Origin of the sequence: Pulveribacter suum, from assembly GCF_003013695.1 — a bacterium.
GTDB classification, from domain to species: Bacteria; Pseudomonadota; Gammaproteobacteria; order Burkholderiales; family Burkholderiaceae_C; genus Melaminivora; species Melaminivora suum.
Window position 1 is genome coordinate 3,171,952 of sequence record NZ_CP027792.1, and the last position, 23,620, is coordinate 3,195,571.

General features: G+C 71.1%; 19 protein-coding genes. 10 read left to right on the forward strand and 9 right to left on the reverse strand.

Annotated features, from left to right (window positions below; genetic code table 11):
- Positions 1–9: 9 nt before the first annotated feature.
- Genes gspN through C7H73_RS14585 form a run of 3 tightly spaced genes read left to right on the forward strand, consistent with a single transcriptional unit; the run spans position 10 to position 4,629 of the window.
- A complete protein-coding gene (gene gspN, locus C7H73_RS14575) occupies positions 10–837 on the forward strand; it encodes a type II secretion system protein N (RefSeq protein WP_405124795.1) in 828 nt (275 codons plus the stop codon).
- A gap of 10 nt (positions 838–847) precedes the next feature.
- On the forward strand, positions 848–3,184 hold the full coding sequence (gspD, locus tag C7H73_RS14580) for a type II secretion system secretin GspD (RefSeq protein WP_106847318.1): 2,337 nt from the start codon (positions 848–850) through the stop codon (positions 3,182–3,184).
- 56 nt (positions 3,185–3,240) lie between these two features.
- Positions 3,241–4,629, forward strand: coding sequence for a GspE/PulE family protein (locus C7H73_RS14585; protein ID WP_106847319.1), 1,389 nt, complete (start codon positions 3,241–3,243; stop codon positions 4,627–4,629).
- Between the two features lie 167 nt (positions 4,630–4,796).
- On the opposite strand, the gene C7H73_RS14590 is transcribed toward C7H73_RS14585, so the two are convergent.
- The gene (locus C7H73_RS14590) at positions 4,797–5,309 is read right to left on the reverse strand and encodes a CZB domain-containing protein (RefSeq protein WP_106847320.1); all 513 of its coding nucleotides are present in this window, start codon (positions 5,307–5,309) and stop codon (positions 4,797–4,799) included.
- Positions 5,310–5,487: 178 nt separating this feature from the next.
- On the opposite strand from C7H73_RS14590, the gene C7H73_RS14595 reads away from it, so the two are divergent.
- The 3 genes from C7H73_RS14595 (at position 5,488) to C7H73_RS14610 (ending at position 8,915) form a co-directional block, all read left to right on the forward strand.
- Entirely contained in the window at positions 5,488–6,486 is a 999-nt protein-coding gene (locus C7H73_RS14595; protein ID WP_106847700.1) for an LLM class flavin-dependent oxidoreductase, read from the forward strand.
- 104 nt (positions 6,487–6,590) lie between these two features.
- On the forward strand, positions 6,591–7,817 hold the full coding sequence (gspF, locus tag C7H73_RS14600) for a type II secretion system inner membrane protein GspF (protein ID WP_106847321.1): 1,227 nt from the start codon (positions 6,591–6,593) through the stop codon (positions 7,815–7,817).
- 171 nt (positions 7,818–7,988) lie between these two features.
- The gene (locus C7H73_RS14610) at positions 7,989–8,915 is read left to right on the forward strand and encodes a 5'-nucleotidase (protein WP_106847322.1); all 927 of its coding nucleotides are present in this window, start codon (positions 7,989–7,991) and stop codon (positions 8,913–8,915) included.
- A 79-nt stretch (positions 8,916–8,994) separates the two neighbouring features.
- Here C7H73_RS14610 and C7H73_RS14615 read toward each other — a convergent pair whose 3' ends face one another.
- The 3 genes from C7H73_RS14615 to C7H73_RS14625 all read right to left on the reverse strand — a co-directional run bounded on the left by C7H73_RS14615 (position 8,995) and on the right by C7H73_RS14625 (position 12,462).
- Positions 8,995–9,438, reverse strand: coding sequence for a hypothetical protein (locus tag C7H73_RS14615; RefSeq protein WP_106847701.1), 444 nt, complete (start codon positions 9,436–9,438; stop codon positions 8,995–8,997).
- Positions 9,439–9,637: 199 nt separating this feature from the next.
- Positions 9,638–10,138: a cyanophycin metabolism-associated DUF1854 family protein gene (locus C7H73_RS14620; protein ID WP_106847323.1), complete on the reverse strand. Its 501-nt coding sequence runs from the start codon at positions 10,136–10,138 to the stop codon at positions 9,638–9,640.
- Between the two features lie 20 nt (positions 10,139–10,158).
- Positions 10,159–12,462 carry a cyanophycin metabolism-associated ABC transporter gene (locus C7H73_RS14625; protein ID WP_106847702.1) on the reverse strand — a complete coding sequence of 768 codons (2,304 nt, stop codon included), beginning with the start codon at positions 12,460–12,462 and terminating at the stop codon, positions 10,159–10,161.
- Between the two features lie 295 nt (positions 12,463–12,757).
- Between C7H73_RS14625 and C7H73_RS14630 the strand changes: the two genes are divergently transcribed.
- From C7H73_RS14630 to C7H73_RS14640, 3 genes are all read left to right on the forward strand, one after another.
- The gene (locus tag C7H73_RS14630; RefSeq protein WP_106847324.1) at positions 12,758–14,929 is read left to right on the forward strand and encodes a cyanophycin synthetase; all 2,172 of its coding nucleotides are present in this window, start codon (positions 12,758–12,760) and stop codon (positions 14,927–14,929) included.
- A gap of 96 nt (positions 14,930–15,025) precedes the next feature.
- Complete coding sequence (gene cphA, locus C7H73_RS14635) at positions 15,026–17,611, forward strand: cyanophycin synthetase (protein WP_106847325.1); 2,586 nt, start codon at positions 15,026–15,028, stop codon at positions 17,609–17,611.
- A complete protein-coding gene (locus tag C7H73_RS14640) occupies positions 17,611–18,096 on the forward strand; it encodes a CreA family protein (protein ID WP_106847326.1) in 486 nt (161 codons plus the stop codon). Before cphA ends, C7H73_RS14640 begins: the two co-directional genes overlap by 1 nt.
- A gap of 78 nt (positions 18,097–18,174) precedes the next feature.
- On the opposite strand, the gene C7H73_RS14645 is transcribed toward C7H73_RS14640, so the two are convergent.
- Positions 18,175–18,840, reverse strand: coding sequence for a DsbA family oxidoreductase (locus C7H73_RS14645; protein ID WP_106847327.1), 666 nt, complete (start codon positions 18,838–18,840; stop codon positions 18,175–18,177).
- Positions 18,837–20,393, reverse strand: a complete 1,557-nt coding sequence (locus C7H73_RS14650; RefSeq protein WP_106847328.1) for an AMP-binding protein — start codon at positions 20,391–20,393, stop codon at positions 18,837–18,839. The genes C7H73_RS14645 and C7H73_RS14650 overlap by 4 nt, the downstream gene beginning before the upstream one ends.
- 247 nt (positions 20,394–20,640) lie before the next feature.
- On the opposite strand from C7H73_RS14650, the gene C7H73_RS14655 reads away from it, so the two are divergent.
- A complete protein-coding gene (locus C7H73_RS14655) occupies positions 20,641–21,012 on the forward strand; it encodes a response regulator (RefSeq protein WP_106847329.1) in 372 nt (123 codons plus the stop codon).
- 2 nt (positions 21,013–21,014) lie between these two features.
- Here C7H73_RS14655 and C7H73_RS14660 read toward each other — a convergent pair whose 3' ends face one another.
- Genes C7H73_RS14660 through C7H73_RS14670 form a run of 3 tightly spaced genes read right to left on the reverse strand, consistent with a single transcriptional unit; the run spans position 21,015 to position 23,598 of the window.
- A complete protein-coding gene (locus tag C7H73_RS14660; protein ID WP_106847703.1) occupies positions 21,015–22,178 on the reverse strand; it encodes a hybrid sensor histidine kinase/response regulator in 1,164 nt (387 codons plus the stop codon).
- Positions 22,178–22,768, reverse strand: a complete 591-nt coding sequence (locus tag C7H73_RS14665) for a chemotaxis protein CheB (RefSeq protein ID WP_106847330.1) — start codon at positions 22,766–22,768, stop codon at positions 22,178–22,180. Before C7H73_RS14665 ends, C7H73_RS14660 begins: the two co-directional genes overlap by 1 nt.
- Positions 22,765–23,598 carry a CheR family methyltransferase gene (locus C7H73_RS14670; protein WP_106847331.1) on the reverse strand — a complete coding sequence of 278 codons (834 nt, stop codon included), beginning with the start codon at positions 23,596–23,598 and terminating at the stop codon, positions 22,765–22,767. Before C7H73_RS14670 ends, C7H73_RS14665 begins: the two co-directional genes overlap by 4 nt.
- Positions 23,599–23,620: the final 22 nt, after the last annotated feature.

Below are 23,620 nucleotides of genomic sequence, written 5' to 3' on the forward strand. Positions count from 1 at the left end.
GACTGATTGCTGCCGCCCGTGCCCGCACCGTCTCCATCCCGCCGCCTTGCGCCCGCCGACCCGGGCGCCCGCACGCCCTGGGGCTGGGCGGTCGCCGGCCTGGGCCTGGGGCTGCTGGCCGTGGCCGTGCTGGCCGCGCCCGCGCGCTGGCTGGCGGCCCGGGTAGAGCACGCCAGCGGCGGCCAGGTGCTGCTGCACGACGCCCGCGGCACGCTGTGGAACGGCTCGGCCCAGCTGGTGCTCACCGGCGGCGCCGGCAGCGGCGACCAGTCGGCCCTGCCCGGGCGGCTGCACTGGCAGCTGCGCCCGGCCTGGCTGGGCGCGCGCGTGCAGCTGGCGGCCGACTGCTGCACCAGCGCCGCGCCGCTGCGCCTGCACGCAGGCTTTGGCTGGCGCACCCTGCGCCTGCAGGTGGCCGACGGCGCCAGCCAGTGGCCGGCCGCCGTGCTGGCCGGCCTGGGCACGCCGTGGAACACCATCCAGCCCGAGGGCCAGCTGCAGCTGGGCACGCGCGCGCTGTCGCTGGCCTGGGCGCAGGGGCGGCTGAGCCTGGCCGGCAGCGTGCAGCTGGACGCGCTGGCCATGTCCTCGCGCCTGTCCACCCTGCGGCCCATGGGCAGCTACCGGCTGCAGCTGACCGGCGGCGAGGCGCCCACGCTGCAGCTGTCCACGCTGGACGGAGCGCTGCTGCTGTCGGGCAGCGGCCAGTGGGTGGGGCAGCGCCTGCGCTTTACCGGCGAGGCCAGCGCCGCGCCGGGCAGCGAGGGCGCCCTGGCCAATCTTCTGAATATCATCGGGCGGCGCAGCGGCGCGCGTTCCGTCATCACCCTGGGCTGAGAGCCTGCTCATGACCACCAAGATCTTTCGGCCCGGCCGCACCAATGCTCTGCATTTGATAGCTGCCAGCGCTTTGCTGGCGTGCCTTTGCACCCCCATTCATGCACAAACCGGCAGCGTGCGCGCCAGCGAGCCGGTGACGCTGAACTTCGCCGGCGCCGACATCGAGGCCGTGGCCCGCACCATGGCCACCATCACCGGGCGCAACGTGGTGGTGGATCCGCGCGTGAAGGGCCAGCTGACCCTGGTGACGGAAAAGGCCGTGCCGCCGGCCGCCGCCTTCCAGCAGTTCCTGGCGGCGCTGCGGCTGCAGGGCTTTACGGTGGTCGAGTCCGCCGGCCTGTACAAGGTGGTGCCCGAGGCCGACGCCAAGCTGCAGGCCGACGGCGTCACCGTGACCCAGGGCGGCTCCGGGCGCGCGCCGGCGGGCGGGCAGATCGTCACGCAGATCTTCAAGCTGAACTTCGAGAACGCCGCCAACCTGGTGCCGGTGCTGCGCCCGCTCATCAGCCCCAACAACACCATCAACGTCAACCCGGGCAACAACTCGCTCGTCATCACCGACTACGCCGACAACCTGCAGCGCCTGGCGCGCATCGTGGCGGCGATGGACGTGTCCAACGCCAGCGACGTGGAAGTCATCGCGCTGCAGCACGCCGTGGCCGCCGAGCTGGCGCCGCTGGTGGCGCGCCTGATCGAGGGCGGGGGCGCCACCGGCGCCGCGCCGGCCGCGGCCCAGGGCCAGAGCGACACCTCCTTCAAGACCACGCTGCTGGCCGAGCCGCGCAGCAACGCCATCATCGTGCGCGCCGCCAACCCGGCGCGCGTGGCGCTGGTGCGCTCGCTGGTGGCCAAGCTGGACCAGCCGGCCGCGCCCGGCTCCAGCGCCGCCAGCGGCAACATCCACGTCGTCTATCTGAAGAACGCCGACGCCGTGAAGCTGGCCACCACGCTGCGCGCGGCGCTGTCGGGCGGCACGGGCGGCGGGGGCGGGGGCGACACATCCGGCGCCAGCGGCACGCTGGCCACGCGCGCCGGCAGCCTGGGCGGCGGCGCGGGGGGCGCGCTGGGGCAGGCCGGCGCCGGCCTGGGCCAGCAGGGCGCGAGCGCCCTGGGCGGCGGCCAGAGCGGGCTGAGCGCGGGCACGCAGCTGGCCGGCGGCTCGGGTCAGTCCAGCCAGCCTTCGACGGGCGGCATCATCCAGGCCGACCCGACCACCAACTCGCTCATCATCACGGCGCCCGAGCCGCTGTTTCGACAGATCCGTACCGTCATCGACCAGCTGGACGGGCGCCGCGCCCAGGTGCTGGTGGAGAGCCTGATCGTGGAGGTGCGCGCCAGCCGGGTGGCCGAGTTCGGCATCCAGTGGCAGGGCGTGATGGGCCACATGGGCAGCACCCTGGGCGTGCTGGGCACCAACTCCGGCCTCACCGGCACCAACATCCTGGACTTGGCCATCGCCGCAGCCAGTGCCTCCCAGGGCAACCTGTCCAGCCTGGCCGGCGCCAAGCCCGCGCCGGGCATGAACCTGGCCGTGGCCCCGCGCCTCAACGGCAAGTACTACCTGGGCGCACTGGCCAACTTTCTGGAAGGCACGGGCGACGCCAACGTGCTGTCCACGCCCAACCTGATGACGCTGGACAACGAGGAGGCGCAGATCATCATCGGCGACAACGTGCCCTTCGTGACCGGCTCCTACGCCAACACCGGCGGCAACGGCGGCGCCGTGAACCCCTTCACCACCGTGGAGCGCAAGGACGTGGGCCTGATGCTGCGCGTGCGCCCGCAGATCAACGAGAACGGCACTGTCAAGCTGACGCTGTACCAGGAGGTCTCCAAGGTGGCGGGCAACACGCTGAACAACGTCAACGGCCCCACCACCAGCAAGCGCTCGATCGAGTCCACCGTGCTGGTGGACGACGGCAGCGTCATCGTGATCGGCGGCCTGCTGGAGGACAACTACGGCCTGAACCAGGACAAGGTGCCCCTGGCCGGCGACCTGCCGCTGGTGGGCAGCCTGTTTCGCAGCGAAAAGCGCACGCGCGAGAAGACCAACCTGATGGTCTTTCTGCGGCCCATGGTGATTCGCGACAACGCCACCAGCGACGCGCTGATGGTGGACCGCTACGAGGCCATCCGCGCGCTGCAGCAAAGCAGCCAGCCGGCGCCCAGCATGGTCATGCGTGCCGTCTCCGACGCGCCCGTGCTGCCGCCCCTGCCCGCCCCCGGGCAGGCGCCGGGCGCGCCCCGCCCGGCCGCGGCGCCTGCCCCGCTGGCGCCGGTGGCGCCCGAGGTGCGCCCGCTGCCGTCCGCCGCTGCCTACGATCAGCCCTACGCCCCGCAGTGAGGCGCGCTGCCCTGCTGCCCGCCTGAGTCCGCGCCCTTTTTGCCTGCCCCGCCGCCATGCGCCACCCCCTGCCTTACGCCTTTGCGCGCTCCCATCAGCTGCTGCTGGAGGACGACGGCCGCCAGCTCGTGCTGTGGCACGGCCCGCGGCCGGCGCCCGGCGCCCTGAGCGAGGTGCTGCGCAAGCACGCGGTGCAGCAGTTCATGGCGCTGGAGGCCGCGCCCCTGGCCGCGCGCATCAGCCAGGCGTATTCGCAAAGCGAATCGAGCGCCGCCACGGTGGTCAGCGAGGTGGAGGAAGGCGCCGACCTCTCGCGCATGATGCAGGAGCTGCCCGCGGTGGAGGACCTGCTGGAGTCTGCGGGCGACGCGCCCATCATCCGCATGCTCAACGCGCTGCTGACCCAGGCCGTGCGCGATGGCGCCAGCGACATCCACATCGAGCCCTACGAGCGCCATTCCAGCGTGCGCTTTCGCGTGGATGGCACGCTGCGCGAGGTGGTGCAGCCCAACCGCGCGCTGCACGCGGCGCTGATCTCGCGCCTGAAGATCATGGCCGACCTGGACATCTCGGAAAAGCGCCTGCCCCAGGACGGGCGCATCAGCCTGCGCCTGGGGACAAGGGCCATCGACGTGCGCGTGTCCACCCTGCCCAGCGCCCATGGCGAGCGCGCCGTGCTGCGCCTGCTGGACAAGAGCGAATCGCGCCTGACCCTGGAGTCCGTGGGCATGCAGGGCCCGGTGCTGGCGCGCATGGAGCAGCTGATCAGTCAGCCCCACGGCATCATCTTGGTGACCGGCCCCACCGGCTCGGGCAAGACCACCACGCTGTACGGCGCGCTGGCGCGGCTGGACGCCACGCGCAGCAACATCATGACGGTGGAAGACCCCATCGAATACGAGCTGCCGGGCGTCGGCCAGACGCAGGTCAACCCGAAGATCGAGCTGACGTTTGCCAAGGCGCTGCGCGCCATCCTGCGCCAGGACCCGGACGTCATCATGATCGGCGAGATCCGCGACTTCGAGACGGCGCAGATTGCCATCCAGGCCTCGCTCACCGGCCACCTGGTACTGGCCACGCTGCACACCAACGACGCCGCCAGCGCCGTCACGCGGCTGGTGGACATGGGCGTGGAGCCGTTCCTGCTGTCCTCGTCGCTGCTGGGCGTGCTGGCGCAGCGGCTGGTGCGCAAGTACTGCCGCTCGTGCAGCGGCGCGGGCTGCGAGCACTGCGGCGCCACCGGCTACGCCGGGCGCACCGGCGTGTTCGAGCTGCTGCTGGTGGACGACGCCATCCGCGCCCAGATCCACGCCGGCGCGCCCGAGGCCGACATCCGCACGCAGGGCCTGGCCGGCGGCATGACGCTGATGCGCCAGGACGGCCAGCGCCTGGTGGCCGCCGGCATCACCAGCCCCGAGGAAGTGCTGCGCGTCACGCGGGACTAGCGTTGTGCGCTGCGCAAAAAAGAGAGCTGCTGGCGCTTGATCCACGGGGGTTTGAGGGTGAAAACAGCCTGAAACCCGCGCCAGTCAAGCGCCAGCAGCTATGATTTTTGCATCAGCACAACCGAGCGGCCTGCGCGCCCACACCGACCCCCAGCGCAGCCGAAAAGCTAGCGCTTGGCCGCCGCGCGCCGGCGTGTGCCCGGCAGGCCGCGCTGCAGCTCCTTGAGCAGCAGCACCACCTGGCGCGAGGCGTGCTGGCAGCTCTTGTAGGCCTGCTCGGCCAGCGCCGTCTCGCCGGCCTCCACATGGATGATGAAGGCGGCGGCCTGCTGGTGAAAGTAGCGGTGGCGGCGCAGCAGCATGTCGAACGCCGGAAAGTGCCCCAGCGCCGCCCGGCCGCTGTCGTGCAGCCACTGGCCCAGCTCGGAGCAGCGGTCGTCCTGCACCACGTCGGCGCGCAGGCGCTCGTCGCGCTGGCCCTGCAGCAGCGTGCCCAGCCAGGGCAGCCAGCGCTCGTGGCCGACGATGGCCGCGTCGATGTCGAACTGCGCCATCACGCGGCCGGCCTCCTCGTCGAAAAGCACCAGCTCGCTGGCTTCTTCCGCAGGCAGCGACGACCAGTCGGACGGGGCCTTCAGCCCGTCGGAGCGTGGTTGGAACAGTCGGCTGAAAAACCCCATGGTGCTTGCCTCGTCCGCTGGCCGCTGCGTGCCGCTTCCAGGCAGGTGTAGTTGTGGAAAAGCCGGAATTATCGCGCCCCGCCACCGCCCCGGCCCACCCCCTGAATGTCAACTATGCGGTGGCGGGTGCCCGGCCCCGTGCCAGCACGAAATGGCCGCCATGCCGACAATGGCGGCCATGACGACACACCGCCTTCCCCTGCTTTCCTTTCTGGACCTGGTGGCCGTGCGCGAGGGCGGCACACCCGCCCAGGCGCTGGACCTGGCCGTGCGCACCGCGCAGTGCGCTGAAGGCCTGGGCTTTGCACGCTACTGGCTGGCCGAGCACCACAACATGCCAGGCATCGCCAGCTCCGCCACCGCCGTGCTGGTGGGCCACATCGCCGGGGCCACGCAGACCATCCGCGTCGGCTCGGGCGGCATCATGCTGCCCAACCACGCGCCGCTGGTGGTGGCCGAGGCCTTCGGCACGCTGGCCACGCTCTACCCCGGCCGCATCGACCTGGGGCTGGGCCGCGCCCCCGGCACCGACGGCGCCACCATGCGCGCGCTGCGCCGCGACCGCGTGGAGCGCGAGGAAGACTTCCCGCGCGACGTGGCCGAGCTGCAGCACCTGCTGGCGCCTGCCGAGGCCGGGCAAAAGCTCATCGCCACGCCCGGCGCTGGCACCGAGGTGCCCATCTGGCTGCTGGGCTCCAGCCTGTTTTCCGCCCAGCTGGCGGCGCACATGGGCCTGCCCTACGCCTTTGCCTCGCACTTCGCGCCGCGCATGCTGCACGCCGCCATCGAGCTGTACCGCCGGCTGTTTAAGCCCTCCAAGGTGCTGGCCAAACCCTACGTGGTGATCGGCGTGCCGGTGATCGCCGCGCCCACCGACGAAGAGGCGCAGCTGCTGGCCAGCAGCACCTATCAGCGCGTGCTGGGCATTCTGACCGGCCAGCGCGGCCTGCTGGCTCCGCCCGTGCCCGGCTACCTGGAGCGCCTGGGCTACCAGGAGCGCCAGGCGATCGCCGACTTCCTGGCCGTGGGCGTGGTGGGCGGGCCCGAGACCGTGCGCGCCGGCCTGCGCGCGCTGGCCAGCAGCACGCAGGCCGACGAGTTCATGCTGGTGTCGGACGTGTACGAGCCCGAGCTGCGCCTGCGCTCGCTGCAGCTCACCGCCCAGGCGCACGCCTGAGAGCCACGGTGCGGGCGGCGGCGCCCAGACGGGCCGCAAGCGGCGCTACCATCGCAGGCCTGCCGCCTGTCTGCCTGCCGTCCCACCGCCCTCCTTCCTAGCGCATGCCTGCCTATTCCTTTGAAGCCCTGGACGCCGAAGGCCGCGTGCGCCGCGGCACGGTGGACGCGGACACCCCCAAGGCCGCCCGCGGCCTGCTGCGCGCGCAGTCGCTGGTGCCGCTGGACGTGCAGGCGCTGGCCGCCGATGCCCGCGCCGGCGCCGGCCAGGGCGGGCTGCAGCGGCTGTTCACCCGGCCGGTGTTCAATGCCACGGGCCTGGCCATCTGGACGCGCCAGCTGGCCGGGCTGGTCTCGTCGGGCCTGCCGCTGGAGCGCGCCCTCACCGCCCTGGCCGAAGAGGCCGACACCCAGCCACAGCGCCACCTGGTGGCGTCGCTGCGCGCCGAGGTCAACGCCGGCGCGCCCTTTGCCCGCGCGCTGGCGCTGCACCCGGAGTTCTCCGACATCTACTGCGCCGTGATCGGCGCCGGCGAGTCCAGCGGCGCCCTGGGCGAGGTGCTGGAGCGCCTGGCCGACGACCTGGAGGCGCGCCAGCAGCTGCGCGCCAAGCTGCTCGGCGCCGCGCTGTACCCGGCCATCGTCACGGTGGTGGCCATTGTCATCGTGCTGTTTTTGGTGGGTTACGTGGTGCCGCAGGTGGCCAGCGTGTTTGCCGGCACCAAGCGCGCCCTGCCGTTTCTGACGGTGGCCATGCTGGCGCTGAGCGACTTTGTGCGCAGTTACGGCTGGGCGCTGCTGGGCGCTCTGGTATTGATAGCTGCCGGCGTGCGCGCAGCCTTGTCCCGCCCCGCTTTTCGCGAAAGGTTCGACGGTGCCTGGCTGCGCCTGCCGCTGGTCGGGCGGCTGGCGCGTGGCTACAACGCAGCGCGCTTTGCCAGCACCCTGGCCATGCTGGCCGGCGCCGGCGTGCCCATCCTGCGCGCGCTGCAGGCGGCCGCCGAGACACTGAACAACCGCGCCCTGCGCGCGGACGCGCTGGACGCCCTGGCGCTGGTGCGCGAGGGCGCGCCGCTGGCCTCGGCCCTGGGGCAGAAAAAGCGCTTTCCCGGCCTGCTGGCCATGTTCGCCCGCCTGGGCGAGCAGACCGGCCGCCTGCCGCAGATGCTGGACCGCGCCGCCACCCAGCTGGGCACCGAGGTGCAGCGCCGCGCCCTGCAGCTGGCGACCATCCTGGAGCCGCTGCTCATCGTCGGCATGGGCCTCGTCGTCATGTTGATCGTGCTGGCGGTGCTGATGCCGATCATTCAGCTGAACCAGTTTGTGAAATGAGGGGCACCCCCCTGAGCGGCTGCGCCGCTTCCCCCCGCTCTCGCAATGCTGCGCATTGCGGGCAGGGGGACACCGCCGGTGCTGCGGGGCGGCCCTTGCACGGCGGTCCTGGCCCGGGTGGCGCGGCGGTCGCCGCTCCGCCCTGGTCAGGACGCGCTCTGGAGACCTTGCATGGCTGCAACCCTGAGTGACAAGCTGGTCGTCGCGATTTCGTCGCGGGCGCTGTTTGACTTCGAGGAGGAGAACCGGCTGTTCGAGGCGGGCGACGAAGAGGCCTACATGCGCCGGCAGCTGGAGCTGGTGCACCAGCCGGCACGGCCGGGCATTGCGTTTTCGCTGGTGAGGAAGCTGCTGGACTTCAACACGGCCGAGGCGCAGCGGGTGGAGGTGGTCATGCTCTCGCGCAACGACCCGGCCAGCGGCATGCGGGTGTTTGCCTCGGCCAAGGCGGCGGGCATGCGCATCGAGCGCGGGGTGTTCACGCGCGGGCGCAACCCGTTTTCCTACCTGCGCCCGCTGGGGGCGCACCTGTTTTTGTCGGCCAACGAGGCCGATGTGCGCGAAGCCCTGTCCATCGGCTTTCCCGCCGCGCGGGTGATGACCGACGCCACGCCCGCCGGCGACCGCTACCCGCGCGAGGTGCGCATCGCCTTTGATGGCGACGCCGTGCTGTTTTCCGACGAGGCCGAGCGGGTCTATCAGGACGGCGGCCTGCCGGCGTTCTTGCAGCACGAGGTCTCGCTGGCGGCCACGCCGCTGGCGGGCGGGCCGTTCAAGCCGCTCCTGGCGGCGCTGCACCGGCTGCAGCAGCAGGCCGACGCCTCGCAGATGCGCATCCGCACCGCGCTGGTCACCGCGCGCAGCGCCCCGGCGCACGAGCGCGCCGTGCGCACGCTGCTGGACTGGGGCATCGCAGTGGACGAGGCGATGTTTCTGGGCGGGCTGGACAAGGGGCCGTTCCTGCGCGAGTTCGAGCCCGACTTCTTCTTCGACGACCAAACCGGCCACGTCAGCTCGGCCGCGCGGCACGTGCCGGCCGGGCACGTCAGCGCGGGCATCGCCAACGCGCCGCCCGCAAACACGCAAGAAATACAGTAAAAAGCGCCTCAAACGCCCGTGGCACAAGCGCCGGCAGCTGCTTTTTCAGTAGCAAATGGCGATCTACAAAGGCAGGGCGTCAGCCGCCTGTGCGCTTGACCTTGGGGTCGGCGTAGGTCAGCGGCGCGTCGTTCTTGACCTGCTGGGCCATGCGCTCGGCCAGGGTGGTCTTGTTGATGTCCTGCGCCATCTCCACGGCGCTGCCGCTGGCGCGCCACATGGACTGGATGAACTCCAGCATCTGCTGGTACAGCGGCGGCTCGCGCGGCGGCTCTTCGGGCTGCTCGGGCGCTTCCTTCTTGGTCTCGGCCAGGGTCCAGTCGCGGTGGGCCTCGTCCGGGTCGCTGGGGCGACCGGGTTCGCGGATGACCGAACCTTCGCCCAGGCGGTCGGTGGACTCGACCGCGTTCGGCGCCTGCACGGGTCGCACGGGTACGGCTCCGCCCGCGCCCGTGGAATACAGGTCGCCCGCCGTGGCGGGGCGCCAAGGCTGGGTCGAGCGGTCAACGGGTGGCAATTGCATGGCGAGGTTCCTCCGGTGCATGAATGCAAACGCGCTGGTCGTAGCCAGCGCCTCGTCGTACATCCATAACGGCAAAAAGAAGGGTGAATTAAGCCTTTTTTCGCCGATAGGGCAAAAATAAGCGTTTACCCCCCGGCTCTGCCGTGGCGGGGCTCCAGGCTTTTTCGGCCTCCGGCGCGCGCCCGGCCTGCGCGGGCTGCTACAAGAATCGTTCCAGCAGCTTGCGCGAAGCGCGGTCCAGCGCACCGGTGTCGGGCACGCGAAACTGCAGGCCGCCGCTGGCGGTGATGAGCAGGTGGGTGCGCTCGTCCAGCCGGCGGATGTCCTCCTCGCCCTTGAGCACCAGCTCGGCCGGGCCGCGGTCGGTCTCCACCTGCCAGGTGCTGGGCGTGGCAAAGCCCGAGACCGATACCAGCCGCGTGATGACGGGCACGAACTCGCGCGCGGCCAGCTCCTCGCGGACCAGCGCCTGCACCGGCGCGGGCACGCCGCCCAGCCGGGGCAGCCAGGCGATCTCGCGCCCGTCGGCGCCGACCAGCGACACGCCCTCGTCGGGCGCGGCGACGGGAAAGGCCCGCACGGGCGTGACGCCCTCGTGCTGCGTGCCATCGGGCAGCTGCAGCACCAGCCGGCCGTGGGCGTTGCGCATCAGGGTGATGTCGCCCTGCGGCGCGCTGGCGTGGGAGGTGTCCTGGGCCATGGCGCTTGCTCCTTGTTGCCTCACAGCTGCCCCGCCGGGTGGCGCGGGTGGCTGGTGACCTGCAGGCCGGCGGCCTGGGCGTCTTCCTCGGCGCGGCGGGCCTGGGCCTCGTACAGGCGCCAGTAGGCGCCCTGCTTTTGCATCAGCTCGTCATGCGGGCCGACCTCGACGATCTCGCCGCGGTCCATGACGACCAGCCGGTCGGCCTTGCGCAGCGTGGACAGGCGGTGGGCGATGGCAATCGTGGTGCGGCCCTGCACCAGGTTGTCCAGGGCCTTCTGGATCTCGCGCTCGGTCTCGGTGTCCACGGCGGAGGTGGCCTCATCCAGGATCAGGATGCGCGGGTCGATCAGCAGCGCCCGGGCAATGCTGATGCGCTGGCGCTCGCCGCCCGACAGGCCCTGGCCGCGCTCGCCCACCAGGCTGTCATAGCCATGCAGCAGGCGCAGGATGAACTCGTGCGCGTGCGCGGCGCGCGCGGCGGCGACGATTTCCTCGCGCGTGGCTTCGGGCTTGCCATAGGCGATGTTCTCGGCGATGGTGCCGAAGAACAGAAACGGCTCCTGCAGCACCAGGCCGATGTGGCGGCGGAAGTCGCTCACGGCCATGCGCCGGATGTCCACGCCATCGACCAAGATGGCGCCGTCCGTCACGTCGTAGAAGCGGCTGATCAGATTGACCAGCGTGCTCTTGCCCGAGCCGCTGTGGCCCACCAGGCCGATCATCTCGCCGGGGCGGATGGACAGCGACAGGTTCTTGATGACCGTGCGGCTGCCGTAGCGAAAGCCCACGCCCTGCATCTCGATGGCGCCGGCCACGCGGGGCACCCGCACCGGGTTCACCGGGTCGGGCACGTTGGAGACGTGGTCCAGGATGTCGAAGATGCGCTTGGCGCCGGCGGCCGCCTTTTGCGTGACCGAGACGATGCGGCTCATGGAATCGAGCCGGGTGTAGAAGCGCCCGATGTAGGCAATGAAGGCCGTCAGCACGCCCACCGTGATCTGGTTGTGCGCCACCAGCCAGATGCCGAAGGCCCAGACCACCAGCAGGCCGATCTCGGTCATCAGCGACACGGTGGGCGAGAACAGGCTCCAGGTCTTGTTCAGGCGGTCGTTGACTTCCAGGTTGTGCTGGTTGGCAGCGCGAAAGCGGTCGGCCTCGCGCTGCTCCTGGGCGAAGGCCTTGACCACGCGGATGCCGGGGATGGTGTCGGCCAGCACGTTGGTCACTTCGCTCCAGACGCGGTCGATGCGCTCGAAGCCGGTGCGCAGCTTGTCGCGCACGGTGTGGATCAGCCAGGCGATGAAGGGCAGCGGCACCAGCGTGACCAGGGCCAGCCAGGGGTTGATGGAAAACAGGATGGCCGACGTCATCAGGATCATCAGCACGTCGGTGGCGAAGTCCAGAGCGTTCAGCGACAGGAAGACGTTGATGCGGTCGGTCTCCGAGCCGATGCGCGCCATCAGGTCGCCCGTCCTCTTGCTGCCGAAATACTCCAGCGACAGGCGCAGCAGGTGCTCGTACGTAGTGGTGCGCAGATCGGCGCCGATGCGCTCGGACACCAGCGCCAGGATGTAGGTGCGCGCCCACCCCAGGCCCCAGGCCAGCAGCGCCGCCAGCAGCAGCCCGCCCAGGTACAGCGCGACCTGGCTGGCGGGAATCTGCTGGCCGTTTTGGTAGGGGATGAGGATTTCGTCCATGAGCGGAATGGTCATGTACGGCGGCACCAGCGACGCGGCGGTGGAGGCCAGCGTCAGCGCAAAGCCGGCGGCCAGCTGCTTCTTGTAGGGCCGGGCAAAGCGCCACAGGCGCAGCAGCACCCAGGTGGACGTCTGCGGCGCCTGCTGGCGGGCACAGGCCGGGCATTCCTCGGCGTCCTGCGGCAGCGGCGTCTGGCAGACGGCGCAGCGCGGCGCCTCGTCCGGCGCGGCCAGGGCCTGGCCCGGGTGCTGCAGGCGATCGAGCTGCTGCTCCAGCCGCTGCTGGAAGGCCAGCGCCCGGGCGTGGCGCGCCAGGGTGAAGCGCCACAGCGCCAGGCGCTCGGCCGCGCCGTGCAGCTCCAGCGTGCCCACGCCGCCGTGGTCCAGCAGGCGCAGCTGCTGGGCGGGCGCCAGAGGCCAGGACTGCACGGCGCCCCCCGGCCCGCAGGCCAGCAGCCGGGTGGCGGTCAGCGCCAGCAGGCCGGGGGCGAAGCGCAGGTCGGGGGTGAGGTCAACCTCGAACGCGGCCAGCACGTTCTCCTCGGGGGCGAGCGCCGCTCGCACCTGCCCCGCACAGGGGCCAGTCAGGACGCCGGACGCGTCCAGGGGATGTGGATGTTGCATGTCGTTGGGTCGGGCCTTCAGGGCCGGGGCCGCGGGCGCCGCCAGGCTGGTGCGCCACAGGATGACGGGGGATTGTCCCGGAGCCGCGGACAGCGCGCGCCGCAATGCCCGTATCGCCTTGTAACGCGCCGCACCCTGCGGCGGCTGACATGCGCCGCCCCGCCGCCCGCGCCCTACTTCCGGCGCACAATCGACCGAAGCGGCCCGGCCCTGCCGGCCTGCCGCTGACCGAAGCACCCCACCGCGGGCCGGGCCGCAGCCCTTGCCCGCCGCTTTTTCTCCCACGCTGTTTCCCATGGCCACCTTCGAAGACATCCGACTGCTGCGTACCACCTACCTGCGCGGCCCCAGCGTCTGGACCTACCGCCCCATCCTGGAGGTCTGGCTGGACCTGGGCGCGCTGGAAGACCACCCCTCCAACCAGCTGCCCGGCTTCAACGAGCGCCTGACGCGCTGGCTGCCCGACCTGGTCGAGCACCACTGCGGCGTGGGCGAGCGCGGCGGCTTTCTGCAGCGGCTGGAGGAGGGCACCTGGTGCGGCCACGTGCTGGAGCACGTCATCATCGAGCTGCTCAACCTCGCGGGCATGCCGGCAGAGTTCGGTCAGACGCGCGAGACGTCGCAGCGCGGCATCTACCGCATGGTGTTTCGCTGCCCCGAAGAAGCCGTGGCCCGCGTGGCGCTGGCGCACGGCCACCGGCTCATCATGGCGGCCATCAACGACCAGCCCTTTGACCTGGCGGCCGCCGTGCGGGACATCAAGACCGCCATCAACGACCGCTACCTGGGCCCCAGCACCGGCTGCATCGTGGCCGCGGCCGGCGAGCGGCGCATCCCGCACATCCGCCTGAACGACGGCAACCTGGTGCAGCTGGGCTATGGCGCGGCGCAGCGGCGCATCTGGACCGCCGAGAGCGACCAGACCAGCGCCATCGCCGAGGGCATCGCCCAGGACAAGGACTTCACCAAGCGGCTGCTGGCCTCCTGCGGCGTGCCCGTGCCCGAGGGCCAAGTGGTGGCCAGCGCCGACGAGGCCTGGGAGGTGGCGCAGGACATCGGCCTGCCCGTCACCGTCAAGCCCAGCGATGGGAACCACGCGCGCGGCGTGACGCTGGAGCTGTCCGGCGAGGCCGACATCAAGGCGGCCTTCGCCCTGGCCGAGCCCGAGGGCTCGGAGGTCATCGTCGAGCGCTTCATCGAGGGCACCGAGCACCGCCTGCTGGTGGTGGGCGGCAAGGTGGTGGCCGCCTGCCGCGGCGAGCAGGTCAGCGTGACGGGCAATGGCCGGGACACCCTCGGCGCCCTGGTTCATGTCGTCAACCAGGACCCGCGCCGCGGCCCCGAGCAGGAATACCCGCTGGACTGGATCAACCTGCAGGCGCCGGCCGTGCAGCTGGAGCTCAAGCGCCAGCAGCTCACGCCCGACAGCGTCGTGCCGCAGGGCCAGGAGGTGCTGCTGCAGCGCAACGGCAACATGGCGATCGACTGCACCGACGAGGTGCACCCAGACGTCGCCTACTACGCGCAGCTGGCGGCGAAGATCGTCGGCCTGGACATTGCCGGCATGGACATGATCCTCAAGGACATCTCCCAGCCCATGAAGGCGCAGGGCGGCGCCATCCTCGAAGTGAACGCCGGCCCTGGCCTGCTGATGCACCTCAAACCCACCAGCGGCGCGCCGCGCCCGGTGGGCATGGCCATCGTGGACCATCTCTTTCCGCGCACCGAAGGCGGCGCGGACAGCGGACGCATCCCCATCGTGGGCATCGCCGGCACCCAGGGCAACGCCTTTACCGCCCGCCTGGTGGGCTGGCTGCTGCAGCTGTCCGGGCGCCTGACGGGCGTGGCCAGCAGCGAGGGCATGTTCCTGGCCAACCGCCGCACCCAGGCCGGCAGCGCCGCGCATTGGGCCGGCGCCCACCGCCTGCTGACCAACCGCCTGGCCCAGGCGGCCGTCATCCAGACCACGGCCCGCTCCATCCTGGGCGAGGGCCTGGCCTATGACCGCTGCCTGGTGGGCGTGGTCACCGACATGGACGGCTACGAGGACCTGGCCGACCATGACGTGCGCGAGCCCGCCCAGATGGCCCGCGTGCTGCGCACCCAGATCGACGTGGTGCTGGGCGAAGGCGCCGGCGTGCTGAACGCCGACATCGCCCCGGTGGCCGACCTGGCGCGCCTGTGCGACGGCCAGGTGCTGCTGTACTCCACCGACGCGGGCAACCCGCGGCTGGCCGAGCACCGCGCCCAGGGCGAAGGCCGGGCGGTGTTCACCCGCGCCGGCCAGGTCATCCTGGCCACCGGCGCCAGCGAGCGCGTGCTGGGTACGCTGGCCACGCTCAGCCTGCCCGGCGGGCAGCAGCCGGACACCGCGGCGCTGCTGGCGGCCATCGCCGCGGCCTGGGCGATGGACATCGCGCCCGAGCTGATCGCCGCCGGCATCAAGACCTTCGAATACCTGGCCTGAGCACCTCGGCAACTATCAAAATGATAGCTACTGGCGCTTGTCCCATAAGCCCTAAAGGCCCATTTGACTTCACAGACTGCTGAGAGAAAAAGCCCCATGCAGATCACCCGCATCCGCCCCCTGCGCGGCCCCAACCTCTGGACCCGCGCCACCGCCATCGAGGCCGTCGTGCACTGCGACCCCGGCGAATGCAACCACGCCGCCCTGCCCGGTTTCGAGGAGCGGCTGCGCGCGCGCTTTCCGGCCATCGGCGCGCTGCAGCCGCACGGCGCCGAGCACGTGCTGACGCTGGCCCACGTGCTGGAGGTGGCCGCGCTGCAGCTGCAGGCGCAGGCCGGCTGCCCCGTCACCTTCAGCCGCACCCAGCAGACGGTGGAGGCCGGCACCTACCAGGTGGTGGTGGAGTACACCGAAGAAGCCGTGGGCCGGCTGGCCATGGAGCAGGCCGGCGCGCTGATCCAGGCCACGCTGCAGGACGCACCGTTCGACGCCGACGCCGTCATCGCCCGCCTGCGCGAGCTGGACGAGGACGAGCGCATCGGCCCGTCCACCGGCTCCATCGTGGACGCGGCCGTGGCGCGCGGCATCCCGTTTCGGCGGCTGACCAGCGGCTCGCTGGTGCAGCTGGGCTGGGGCTCGCGCGCGCGCCGCATCCAGGCCGCCGAGCTGGACACCACCAGCGCCGTGGCCGAGTCCATCGCCCAGGACAAGGACCTGACCAAGCGCCTGCTGCACGCCGCCGGCGTGCCCGTGCCACTGGGCCGCCCGGCGGCCGACCTGGAGGACGCCTGGCGCGTGGCCGAAGAGGTCGGCCTGCCGGTGGTCGTCAAGCCCCAGGACGGCAACCAGGGCAAGGGCGTGACGGTGAACATCGCCACCCGCGCGCAGCTGGAGGCGGCGTGGAACGCGGCGCGCGAGTACGGCGACGAGATCATGGTCGAGCGCTTTCTGCCCGGGCACGATTTCCGCCTGCTGGTGGTGGGCCGCCAGCTGGTGGCCGCCGCGCGGCGCGACCCGCCGCAGGTGCTGGGCGACGGCCAGCACACGGTGCGCGAGCTGGTGGACATCGTCAACCAGGACCCGCGCCGCGGCACCGGCCACGGCACGGCGCTGACGCGCATCCGCCTGGACGACATCGCCCTGGGCCGCCTGGCCGCTGAAGGGCTGACGCCCGAGTCCGTGCCCGTGCAGGGCCAGCGCGTGGTGCTGCGCAACAACGCCAACCTCTCGACCGGCGGCAGCGCCACCGACGTGACGGACGACGTGCACCCGGACATCGCCGCCCGCGCCGTGGAAGCCGCGCAGACCATTGGCCTGCACATCTGCGGCGTGGACGTGGTCTGCGAGACCATGCTGCGCCCGCTGGAGGAGCAAAACGGCGGCATCGTCGAAGTCAACGCCGCGCCCGGCCTGCGCATGCACCTGTCGCCCTCCTTCGGGCGCCCGCGCAACGTGGGCGCGCCCATGGTGGACGAGCTGTTCGCCCCGGGCGAGGACGGCCGCATCCCCGTGATCGCCGTGACCGGCACCAACGGCAAGACCACCACCACGCGCCTGATCAGCCACCTGTTCGCCTCGCACGGCCTGCGCGTGGGCATGACCAACACCGACGGCGTGTACGTCGCCGGCCGCCAGATCGACAGCGGCGACTGCTCCGGCCCGAGGAGCGCCCGCAACGTGCTGTTCCACCCCGAGGTAGACGCCGCCGTGCTGGAATGCGCGCGCGGCGGCATCCTGCGCGAGGGCCTGGGCTTTGACCGCTGCCAGGTGGCCGTGGTCACCAACGTGGGCGCGGGCGACCACCTGGGGCTGAACTTCATCACCACGGTGGACGACGTGGCCGTCTTGAAGCGCGTCATCGTGCAGAACGTGGCGCCCACCGGCTTTAGCGTGCTGAACGCCGCCGACCCGCACGTGGCCGCCATGGCCACGGTGTGCCCGGGCAAGGTCATCTTCTTCGCCGCCGACCGCCACCACCCCGTCATGGCCACGCACCGCGCGCAAGGAGCGCGCGTGGTCTATGTGGACGGCGACCACATCGTGGCCGCCGAGGGCTCGTGGCGCGAGAGCGTGCCGCTGCGCGACATTCCGCTCACGCGCGGCGGGGCCATCGGCTTTCAGGTGGAGAACGCCATGGCCTCCGTCGGCGCCGCCTGGGCCGCCGGCCTGCCCTGGGACACCATCCGCCGCGGCCTGGCCGGCTTCACGAACGACAGCGACAACGCTCCGGGCCGCTTCAACGTCATGGACTACCGCGGCGCCACCGTGATCGCCGACTACGGCCACAACCCGGACGCCATGCGCGCCTTGGTGCAGGCCGTGCAGGCCATGCCGGCGGCGCGGCGCAGCGTGGTCATCAGCGGCGCGGGCGACCGGCGCGACGAGGACATCACCGAGCAGACGCAGATCCTGGGCGGCGCGTTCGACGACGTGGTGCTGTACCAGGACGCCTGCCAGCGCGGGCGCGAGGACGGCGAGGTGCTGGCCCTGCTGCAAAAGGGCCTGCAGGGCGCCGAGCGCACCGGCTACGTGGCCGAGATCCACGGCGAGTTCGCCGCCATCGACCACGCCTTGGCCCGCCTGCACCCGGGCGACCTGTGCCTGGTGCTGGTGGACCAGGTGGAAGAAGCCCTGGCGCATCTGGCTGGCCGCTGCGAGGCGGCTGCCGCCGAGGCCCGCTGATGCGCCGCGCCGCCCTCAACGCCGCCGCCGTGGCCCTGCTGCTGGGCGCCGCTGCTGGCGCGCAGGCTCAGGCCGAGCGCATCGGCAGCGTGGACACGGCCTTCCAGTGGCTGGGGCGCGACCACGACATCGTCGTGGAGGCCTATGACGACCCGCGCGTGCAGGGCGTGACGTGCTACGTCTCGCGCGCGCGCACCGGCGGCATCAAGGGCACGCTGGGCCTGGCGGAGGACCGGGCCGAGGCGTCCATTTCCTGCCACCAGGTCGGGCCCATCCGCATCGCCGAGCCGCTGGCGCGCCAGCAGCAGGTCTTCAGCGAACGCATGTCGATCCTGTTCAAGCGCCTGCGCGTGGTGCGCATGGTGGATGCGCAGCGCAACGCGCTGGTCTATCTGACGTATTCGGACAAGCTCATCGAGGGCTCGCCGCAAAACAGCGTCTCGGCCGTGCCGGTGCCGCGCGAGACGCCGATTCCGGTCAAATAGCGCCCTGCCGGGGCTCCAGGCCAAAATGACCTCAAACCCGCGCCAGCAAATCGCTGGCAGCTATTAAAGTGATAGCACTCAACCCTGCGCCGCGACCTGGCGCAACGCCTTCTCGAACACCTGCACGGGCTGGCCGCCCTGCACCAGGTGGCGGCCGTTGATGATGACCGCCGGCACCGAGCGGATGCCCTGAGCCTGCCAGTGGTGCTCGCGCTCGCGCACCTCGGCGGTGAACTCCTGCCCGGCCAGCACCTGGCCGACGCGCTGCGCGTCCAGCCCCGCCTCGGCCGCCAGGCGCTGCAGCAGCGCGTGGTCGCCCGGATCCTCACCGCGGCCGAAGTAGGCCCGCATCAGCGCGCCGCCCAGGGCCAGCTGCTGCGCGGCCGAGCCTTCCTTGAGCGCCCAGTACAGCAGTCGGTGCGCGTCGAAGGTGTTGTAGATGTGCGTGCGCCGCTCGTCGTTGAAGGCAAAGCCCAGCTCGCGCCCGCGCTCGGCGATGCTCTGGTGCATCTGCGCCAGCTGCTCGCTCGTGCTGCCGTACTTGTCCGCCAGGTGCTGCGCCAGCGGCTCGCCGCCCGGGCCCATGGCGGGGTTGAGCTCGAACGGCTGCAGGTGCAGCGTGAAGCTCACCTCGCCGGCCAGGCGCTGGCGCACCAGCTCCAGCGTCTTGTGGGCGATGGCGCACCAGGGGCAGGTGATGTCGGAGACGAAGTCCAGGTGCAGGGGTTTGTGGCTCAAGGTCATGCGCGGTTCTCCTTGCCATCGATGGTAGCCACCGGCTCGCTTGCCCATTGCCGCAGTCCGGTCTTGAGCACCTTGCCGTAGCTGTTCTTGGGCAGCGCGGCCACGAAGCGGTAGGCCTTGGGGCGCTTGAAGCGGGCGATGTGCGCCAGGCACAGGGCATCCAGCGCCTGGGCGCTCACGGGCGCCGCACCCGGCGCGGCGACGACGAAGGCCAGCACCACCTCGCCCCACTCGGGGTCCGCCTGGCCGATGATGGCCGCCTCCTGCACTCCGGGGTGCAGCAGCAGCACCTCTTCCACCTCGCGCGGATAGATGTTGGAGCCGCCGGAGATGATCACGTCCTTGGCGCGGTCGCGCAGGGTCAGAAAGCCGTCCTCGTCCAGGCTGCCCACGTCGCCCGTGTGCAGCCAGCCACCGCGCAGCGTGTCGCTGCTGGCCTGCTCGTTGGCCCAGTAGCCGGCCATGACGGTCTCGCCGCGCACGGCCACCTCGCCCAGCGCGCCGGCGGGCACGGGCGCGCCGCCCGCATCGACCACCCGCACCTCCACGCACGAGTGCGCCACGCCCACCGAGGCGATGCGCTCGGCCCAGCGCGGGTGCTGCGCATCGGCGATGTGCTCGCGGGCCAGCGCCGTGATGGTCATGGGGCATTCGCCCTGGCCATAGATCTGCACGAACTTCTGGCCCATGGCGGCCAGGGCCCGGCGCAGGTCTTCCACGTACATCGGGCCGCCGCCATAGACGATGGTCTTGAAGCCCTCGGCGCTGGCGCCGGTGGCCTCCACGTGCGCCACCAGGCGCTGCACCATGGTGGGCGCGGCAAACAGCGACAGCCGGCCGACATCAGCGGCCAGCTGCACCAGCTCGGCCGGGTCGAACCCGCCGGAGCCGGGCAGCACATGGCGCGCGCCGCGCAGCATGTGGGCGTAGTTGTACAGGCCGGCGCCGTGCGACAGCGGGGCGGCATAGACCATGGCGTCATCGGGCTGCACCTGGTCCACGTCGGTGAAATAGGCCATGGTCATGGCCAGCAGGTTGCGGTGCGTCTGCATGACGCCCTTGGGCCGGCCGGTGGTGCCGGAGGTGTAGAACAGCGAGGCCACGTCCTCGGGCCGGCGCTCGTGCAGCGCCAGCGGCGCGCCGGCGGCGGCGCGCTCCCATTCGGCGCTGCCCATCTGCAGCATGGCGGCCGCATCGGCCCCGGCCGCCAGCGCCGCGCCGATCAGGGCCTGCGAGGCGCAAACCACGCGCGCGCCGCTGTGCTGCAGCACGTAGGCCAGCTCGCGCTCGTGCAGCTTGTAGTTGACGGGCACGCTGATGGCGCCGGCCCAGTGGATGGCGTGCAGCGCCTCCAGGTACTCGGGGCAGTTGGCCGCGAACAGCACCACCCGGTCGCCCGGCGCCACGCCGCAGCGCTGGCGCAGGTGCCCCGCCAGCGCCGCCACACGGGCGCCCAGGGTGCGGTAGTCGTGCAGCACGCGCGCACCGGCCAGCACGGCGGGCCGCGCGCCATGCACCTGGGCGCTGCGGGCAAGCAAATGGGAGATGTTCATGGCGAAGGAAAGGGACAGGCGGAACGGCCGACCCCACTATAGGCAGGGCGCCGCATGCCCGCAGGCACCCTCCGCACAGCGCTATCAGAAAAGTAGCTGCCAGCGCTTTCCCAACAAGGGCTGGAGACACTTTTCATGCAAAAGATGGGCTACCCGTCGGCCGTGTCCTACGCGCGGGGTTATCGCGGCCTGCACACAATGCCTAGTTGCCATCCTGCCGCTACCCCTGCCTTTGAGGAACCCCGCCTTGCGCATTCTGTACGTCGAAGACAACCCCGAGCTGCGTGACACCATCGCCCTGCTCATGGAGGCACCGGGGCGCAGCATCGTCAGCTGCGCCAGCGCCGAGGAGGCCCTGGCACGCGATGCGGAGCAAGGCCCCTTCGACCTGGTGATGACCGACGTCAGCCTGCCCGGCATGAACGGCCCCGCAATGTGCCGCGCCCTGCTGGCGCGCCATGGCCAGCAGCGCTTCGTGCTGTGCTCGGGCTACCATCTGGACGATGAGCTGGCCGGCTGCGGCGCCCAGGTGCAGCTGCTGCACAAGCCCTTCGACATCGAGGCCCTGGAGGCCCTGCTGGACGACGCCCAGGCCCGGCTGCAAGACACCGCCAGCTGAACTCAGCCCTGCTGCTGCGCCCTGCGTGGCAGCCAGACGGTGAAGCAGGTGCGCCCGCCCTGCGAGGTGGCCGTGATGCGCCCGCCATGCGCCTGCACGATCTGGTGCACGATGAACAGGCCCAGGCCCAGGCCGTTGTGGCCGCTGCCCGCGGCGCTGGTGCGCCCGCGAAACGGCTCGAACAGCCGCGGCAGCAGCTCCTGCGGTATCTCGCCGCCGTTGGTCACGCACACCGTCACCCCATCGGCGGCCTCGCCATCGAGCTGCAGCTGCACCGGCACCTGCGGCGTGCCGTGGTGCATGGCGTTGCCCAGCAGGTTGGCCAGCATCTGGCCCAGGCGCTCGCCGTCCCACGAGCCGTGCAGGTCGCCCTGGCACTGCAGCTGCAGCTCGCGCTGCGGGTGGCCGGCGCGCACCTCCTGCAGCACCCGCTCAGCCTGCTCGGCCAGGTCGGTGGGCGCGGCCAGCATGACCAGGCCGCCGTTTTGCCGCGCGCGCGTCACGTCCAGCAGATCCTCGATCATGGACAGCATGCGCCGGCCGGCCTGCTCGGCCTTGCCTGCCAGCACCTGCACCTTGGCCGGCTCCAGCGGGCGCTGCAGCACCGACGTGCTGGCCAGAATGGCCGACAGCGGCGTGCGCAAGTCGTGCCCGAGCACGGCCATGAACATCTCGTTGATGTACAGCGCCTCGGTGCGCTGCTGCAGCTCGCAGGCCAGCGCGTGCTTTTGCCGGTGCAGGTCGAAGAACACCCGCGCCTTGTTGATCAGCATGTGCGGGTCGATGGGCTTGTAGAGAAAGTCCACTGCCCCGCTCTCGTAGCCCTTGAACTGGCGGCGCTGGTCGTGCGCGCCGGCGGTCATGAAGATCAGCGGGATGTGGCGCGTGCGTTCGGCGCCGCGGATCAGCTCGGCCAGCTCGAAACCGTTCATCTCCGGCATCTGCACGTCCAGCAGTGCCAGGGCGATGTCGTTTTCCTGCAGCAGCAGCTCCAGCGCGGCGGCGCCCGAGTCGGCCTTGAGGATGTCCACGTCCTCGCCCTGCAGCAACGCCTCCAGGGCGACCAGGTTCTGCGGCACATCATCGACCAGCAGGCAGCGCACCCGCGCGCCCTGCCGGAGGCAGGCGCCGCTGGTGCAGGTCGGTTTGGCCGCGTTGGCGAAGATCACGAAACTCTCCCTTGGTGCAATTGGTTCAGCAGTGGCGCCATCTGTGCAGGCATCAGCACATGGTCAGGCGTGATGAGCGCCAGCGCCGCCTCGGGCATGGCGGGGGCGCCCGCACTGGCGGGGGCCTGCACGCAGGCGATGCCGCCCATGCGCTGCACCACGGCCAGGCCACGCGCGCCGTCGGCATTGGCCCCCGACAGCAACAGCGCCGTGAGGGCCGGGCCATAGACGTCGGCGGCAGATTCGAACAACACGTCGATGGACGGGCGCGAGAAGTGCAGCGGCGGGTCGATGGACAGGGCCAACGACGGCCCGGCGTCCACCAGCAGATGGTAATCCGGCGGCGCAAAGAAAATCGTTCCCGGCGTCAGGGGCTCCTTGTCCTGCGCTTCGCGCACCTGCAGCGCGCAGCGGTGGCGAAAGATGTCGCACAGCAGGCTGGGCTGCTCGCGCGGCAGGTGCAGCGTCACCACCACGGCGGCGTCCAGCTGCGCCGGCAGCGCCGGCAGCATTACGCCCAGCGCGTCCAGGCTGCCGGCCGAGCCGCCGATGACGATGGCCCGCGGCCCGCGCAAGCCACCTGTCATGCCTCGCCCCGCTTTTGGTAGATGCGCTGGCCGGGCACGAACTCGTCGAACTGCGCAGCGTGCGAGGAAAAGCGCAGTGACTCCTTGGAGCCCAGCCCCAGAAAGCCGCGGCGGCACAGCGACTCGTGGAACAGCGCCAGGGCGCGGTCCTGCAGCTGGCGATCAAAGTAGATCAGCACGTTGCGGCACGAGATCAGCTGCACCTCGGCAAACACGCTGTCGGTGGCCAGGCTGTGGTCGGAGAAGACGATGTGCCGGCGCAGGCTCTTGTCGAACACCACGCGCCCGTAGGCAGCGCTGTAGTGCTCGGACAGCGAGGTGTGGCCCCCCGAGCGGGCGTGGTTCTCGGTGAAGCCGGGCACACGGTCGATGTCGTACACGCCGGCCTCGGCCTTTTGCAGGGCGCTGGCATTGATGTCGGTGGCATAGATCAGCGAGCGCTCCAGCAGCCCTTCCTCGCGCAGCAGGATGGCCAGGGAATAGACCTCCTCGCCGGCGCTGCACCCGGCCACCCAGATCTTCAGCGACGGATAGGTGCGCAAGATGGGCACCACTTTCTCGCGCAGGCCGCGAAAGTACTCCGGGTCGCGGAACATCTCGCTGACCTGCACCGTCAGGTATTGCAGCAGCGCCGGGAACACCGTGGACTCGTGCAGCACCAGGTGCTGCAGTTGCGAGATTGTCTTGCAGTTGAAGTGCGTGAGCGCCGTGTGCAGCCGCCGCTTGAGCGAGGCCTGGGCATAGCCACGGAAGTCGTAGTGGTAGCGCCGGTAGATGGCCTCGACCAGCAGCTGCTGTTCGATATCGGCGGTTTTTCGGGTGTGCGGCACGGTGGCGCCCTCTCAGCAATGC

Excerpts from the sequence above, each read along its gene's own strand:
- C7H73_RS14585 (WP_106847319.1), top strand. The coding sequence starts at position 3,241 with ATGCGCCACCCCCTGCCTTACGCCTTTGCGCGCTCCCATCAGCTGCTG.
- C7H73_RS14650 (WP_106847328.1), bottom strand. The coding sequence starts at position 20,393 with ATGAACATCTCCCATTTGCTTGCCCGCAGCGCCCAGGTGCATGGCGCG.
- C7H73_RS14620 (WP_106847323.1), bottom strand. The coding sequence starts at position 10,138 with ATGGCCCAGGACACCTCCCACGCCAGCGCGCCGCAGGGCGACATCACC.
- C7H73_RS14615 (WP_106847701.1), bottom strand. The coding sequence starts at position 9,438 with ATGCAATTGCCACCCGTTGACCGCTCGACCCAGCCTTGGCGCCCCGCC.
- C7H73_RS14595 (WP_106847700.1), top strand. The coding sequence starts at position 5,488 with ATGACGACACACCGCCTTCCCCTGCTTTCCTTTCTGGACCTGGTGGCC.
- gspD (WP_106847318.1), top strand. The coding sequence starts at position 848 with ATGACCACCAAGATCTTTCGGCCCGGCCGCACCAATGCTCTGCATTTG.
- C7H73_RS14590 (WP_106847320.1), bottom strand. The coding sequence starts at position 5,309 with ATGGGGTTTTTCAGCCGACTGTTCCAACCACGCTCCGACGGGCTGAAG.
- C7H73_RS14630 (WP_106847324.1), top strand. The coding sequence starts at position 12,758 with ATGGCCACCTTCGAAGACATCCGACTGCTGCGTACCACCTACCTGCGC.
- C7H73_RS14640 (WP_106847326.1), top strand. The coding sequence starts at position 17,611 with ATGCGCCGCGCCGCCCTCAACGCCGCCGCCGTGGCCCTGCTGCTGGGC.
- C7H73_RS14665 (WP_106847330.1), bottom strand. The coding sequence starts at position 22,768 with ATGACAGGTGGCTTGCGCGGGCCGCGGGCCATCGTCATCGGCGGCTCG.
- C7H73_RS14610 (WP_106847322.1), top strand. The coding sequence starts at position 7,989 with ATGGCTGCAACCCTGAGTGACAAGCTGGTCGTCGCGATTTCGTCGCGG.
- gspF (WP_106847321.1), top strand. The coding sequence starts at position 6,591 with ATGCCTGCCTATTCCTTTGAAGCCCTGGACGCCGAAGGCCGCGTGCGC.
- C7H73_RS14625 (WP_106847702.1), bottom strand. The coding sequence starts at position 12,462 with ATGCAACATCCACATCCCCTGGACGCGTCCGGCGTCCTGACTGGCCCC.
- C7H73_RS14645 (WP_106847327.1), bottom strand. The coding sequence starts at position 18,840 with ATGACCTTGAGCCACAAACCCCTGCACCTGGACTTCGTCTCCGACATC.
- cphA (WP_106847325.1), top strand. The coding sequence starts at position 15,026 with ATGCAGATCACCCGCATCCGCCCCCTGCGCGGCCCCAACCTCTGGACC.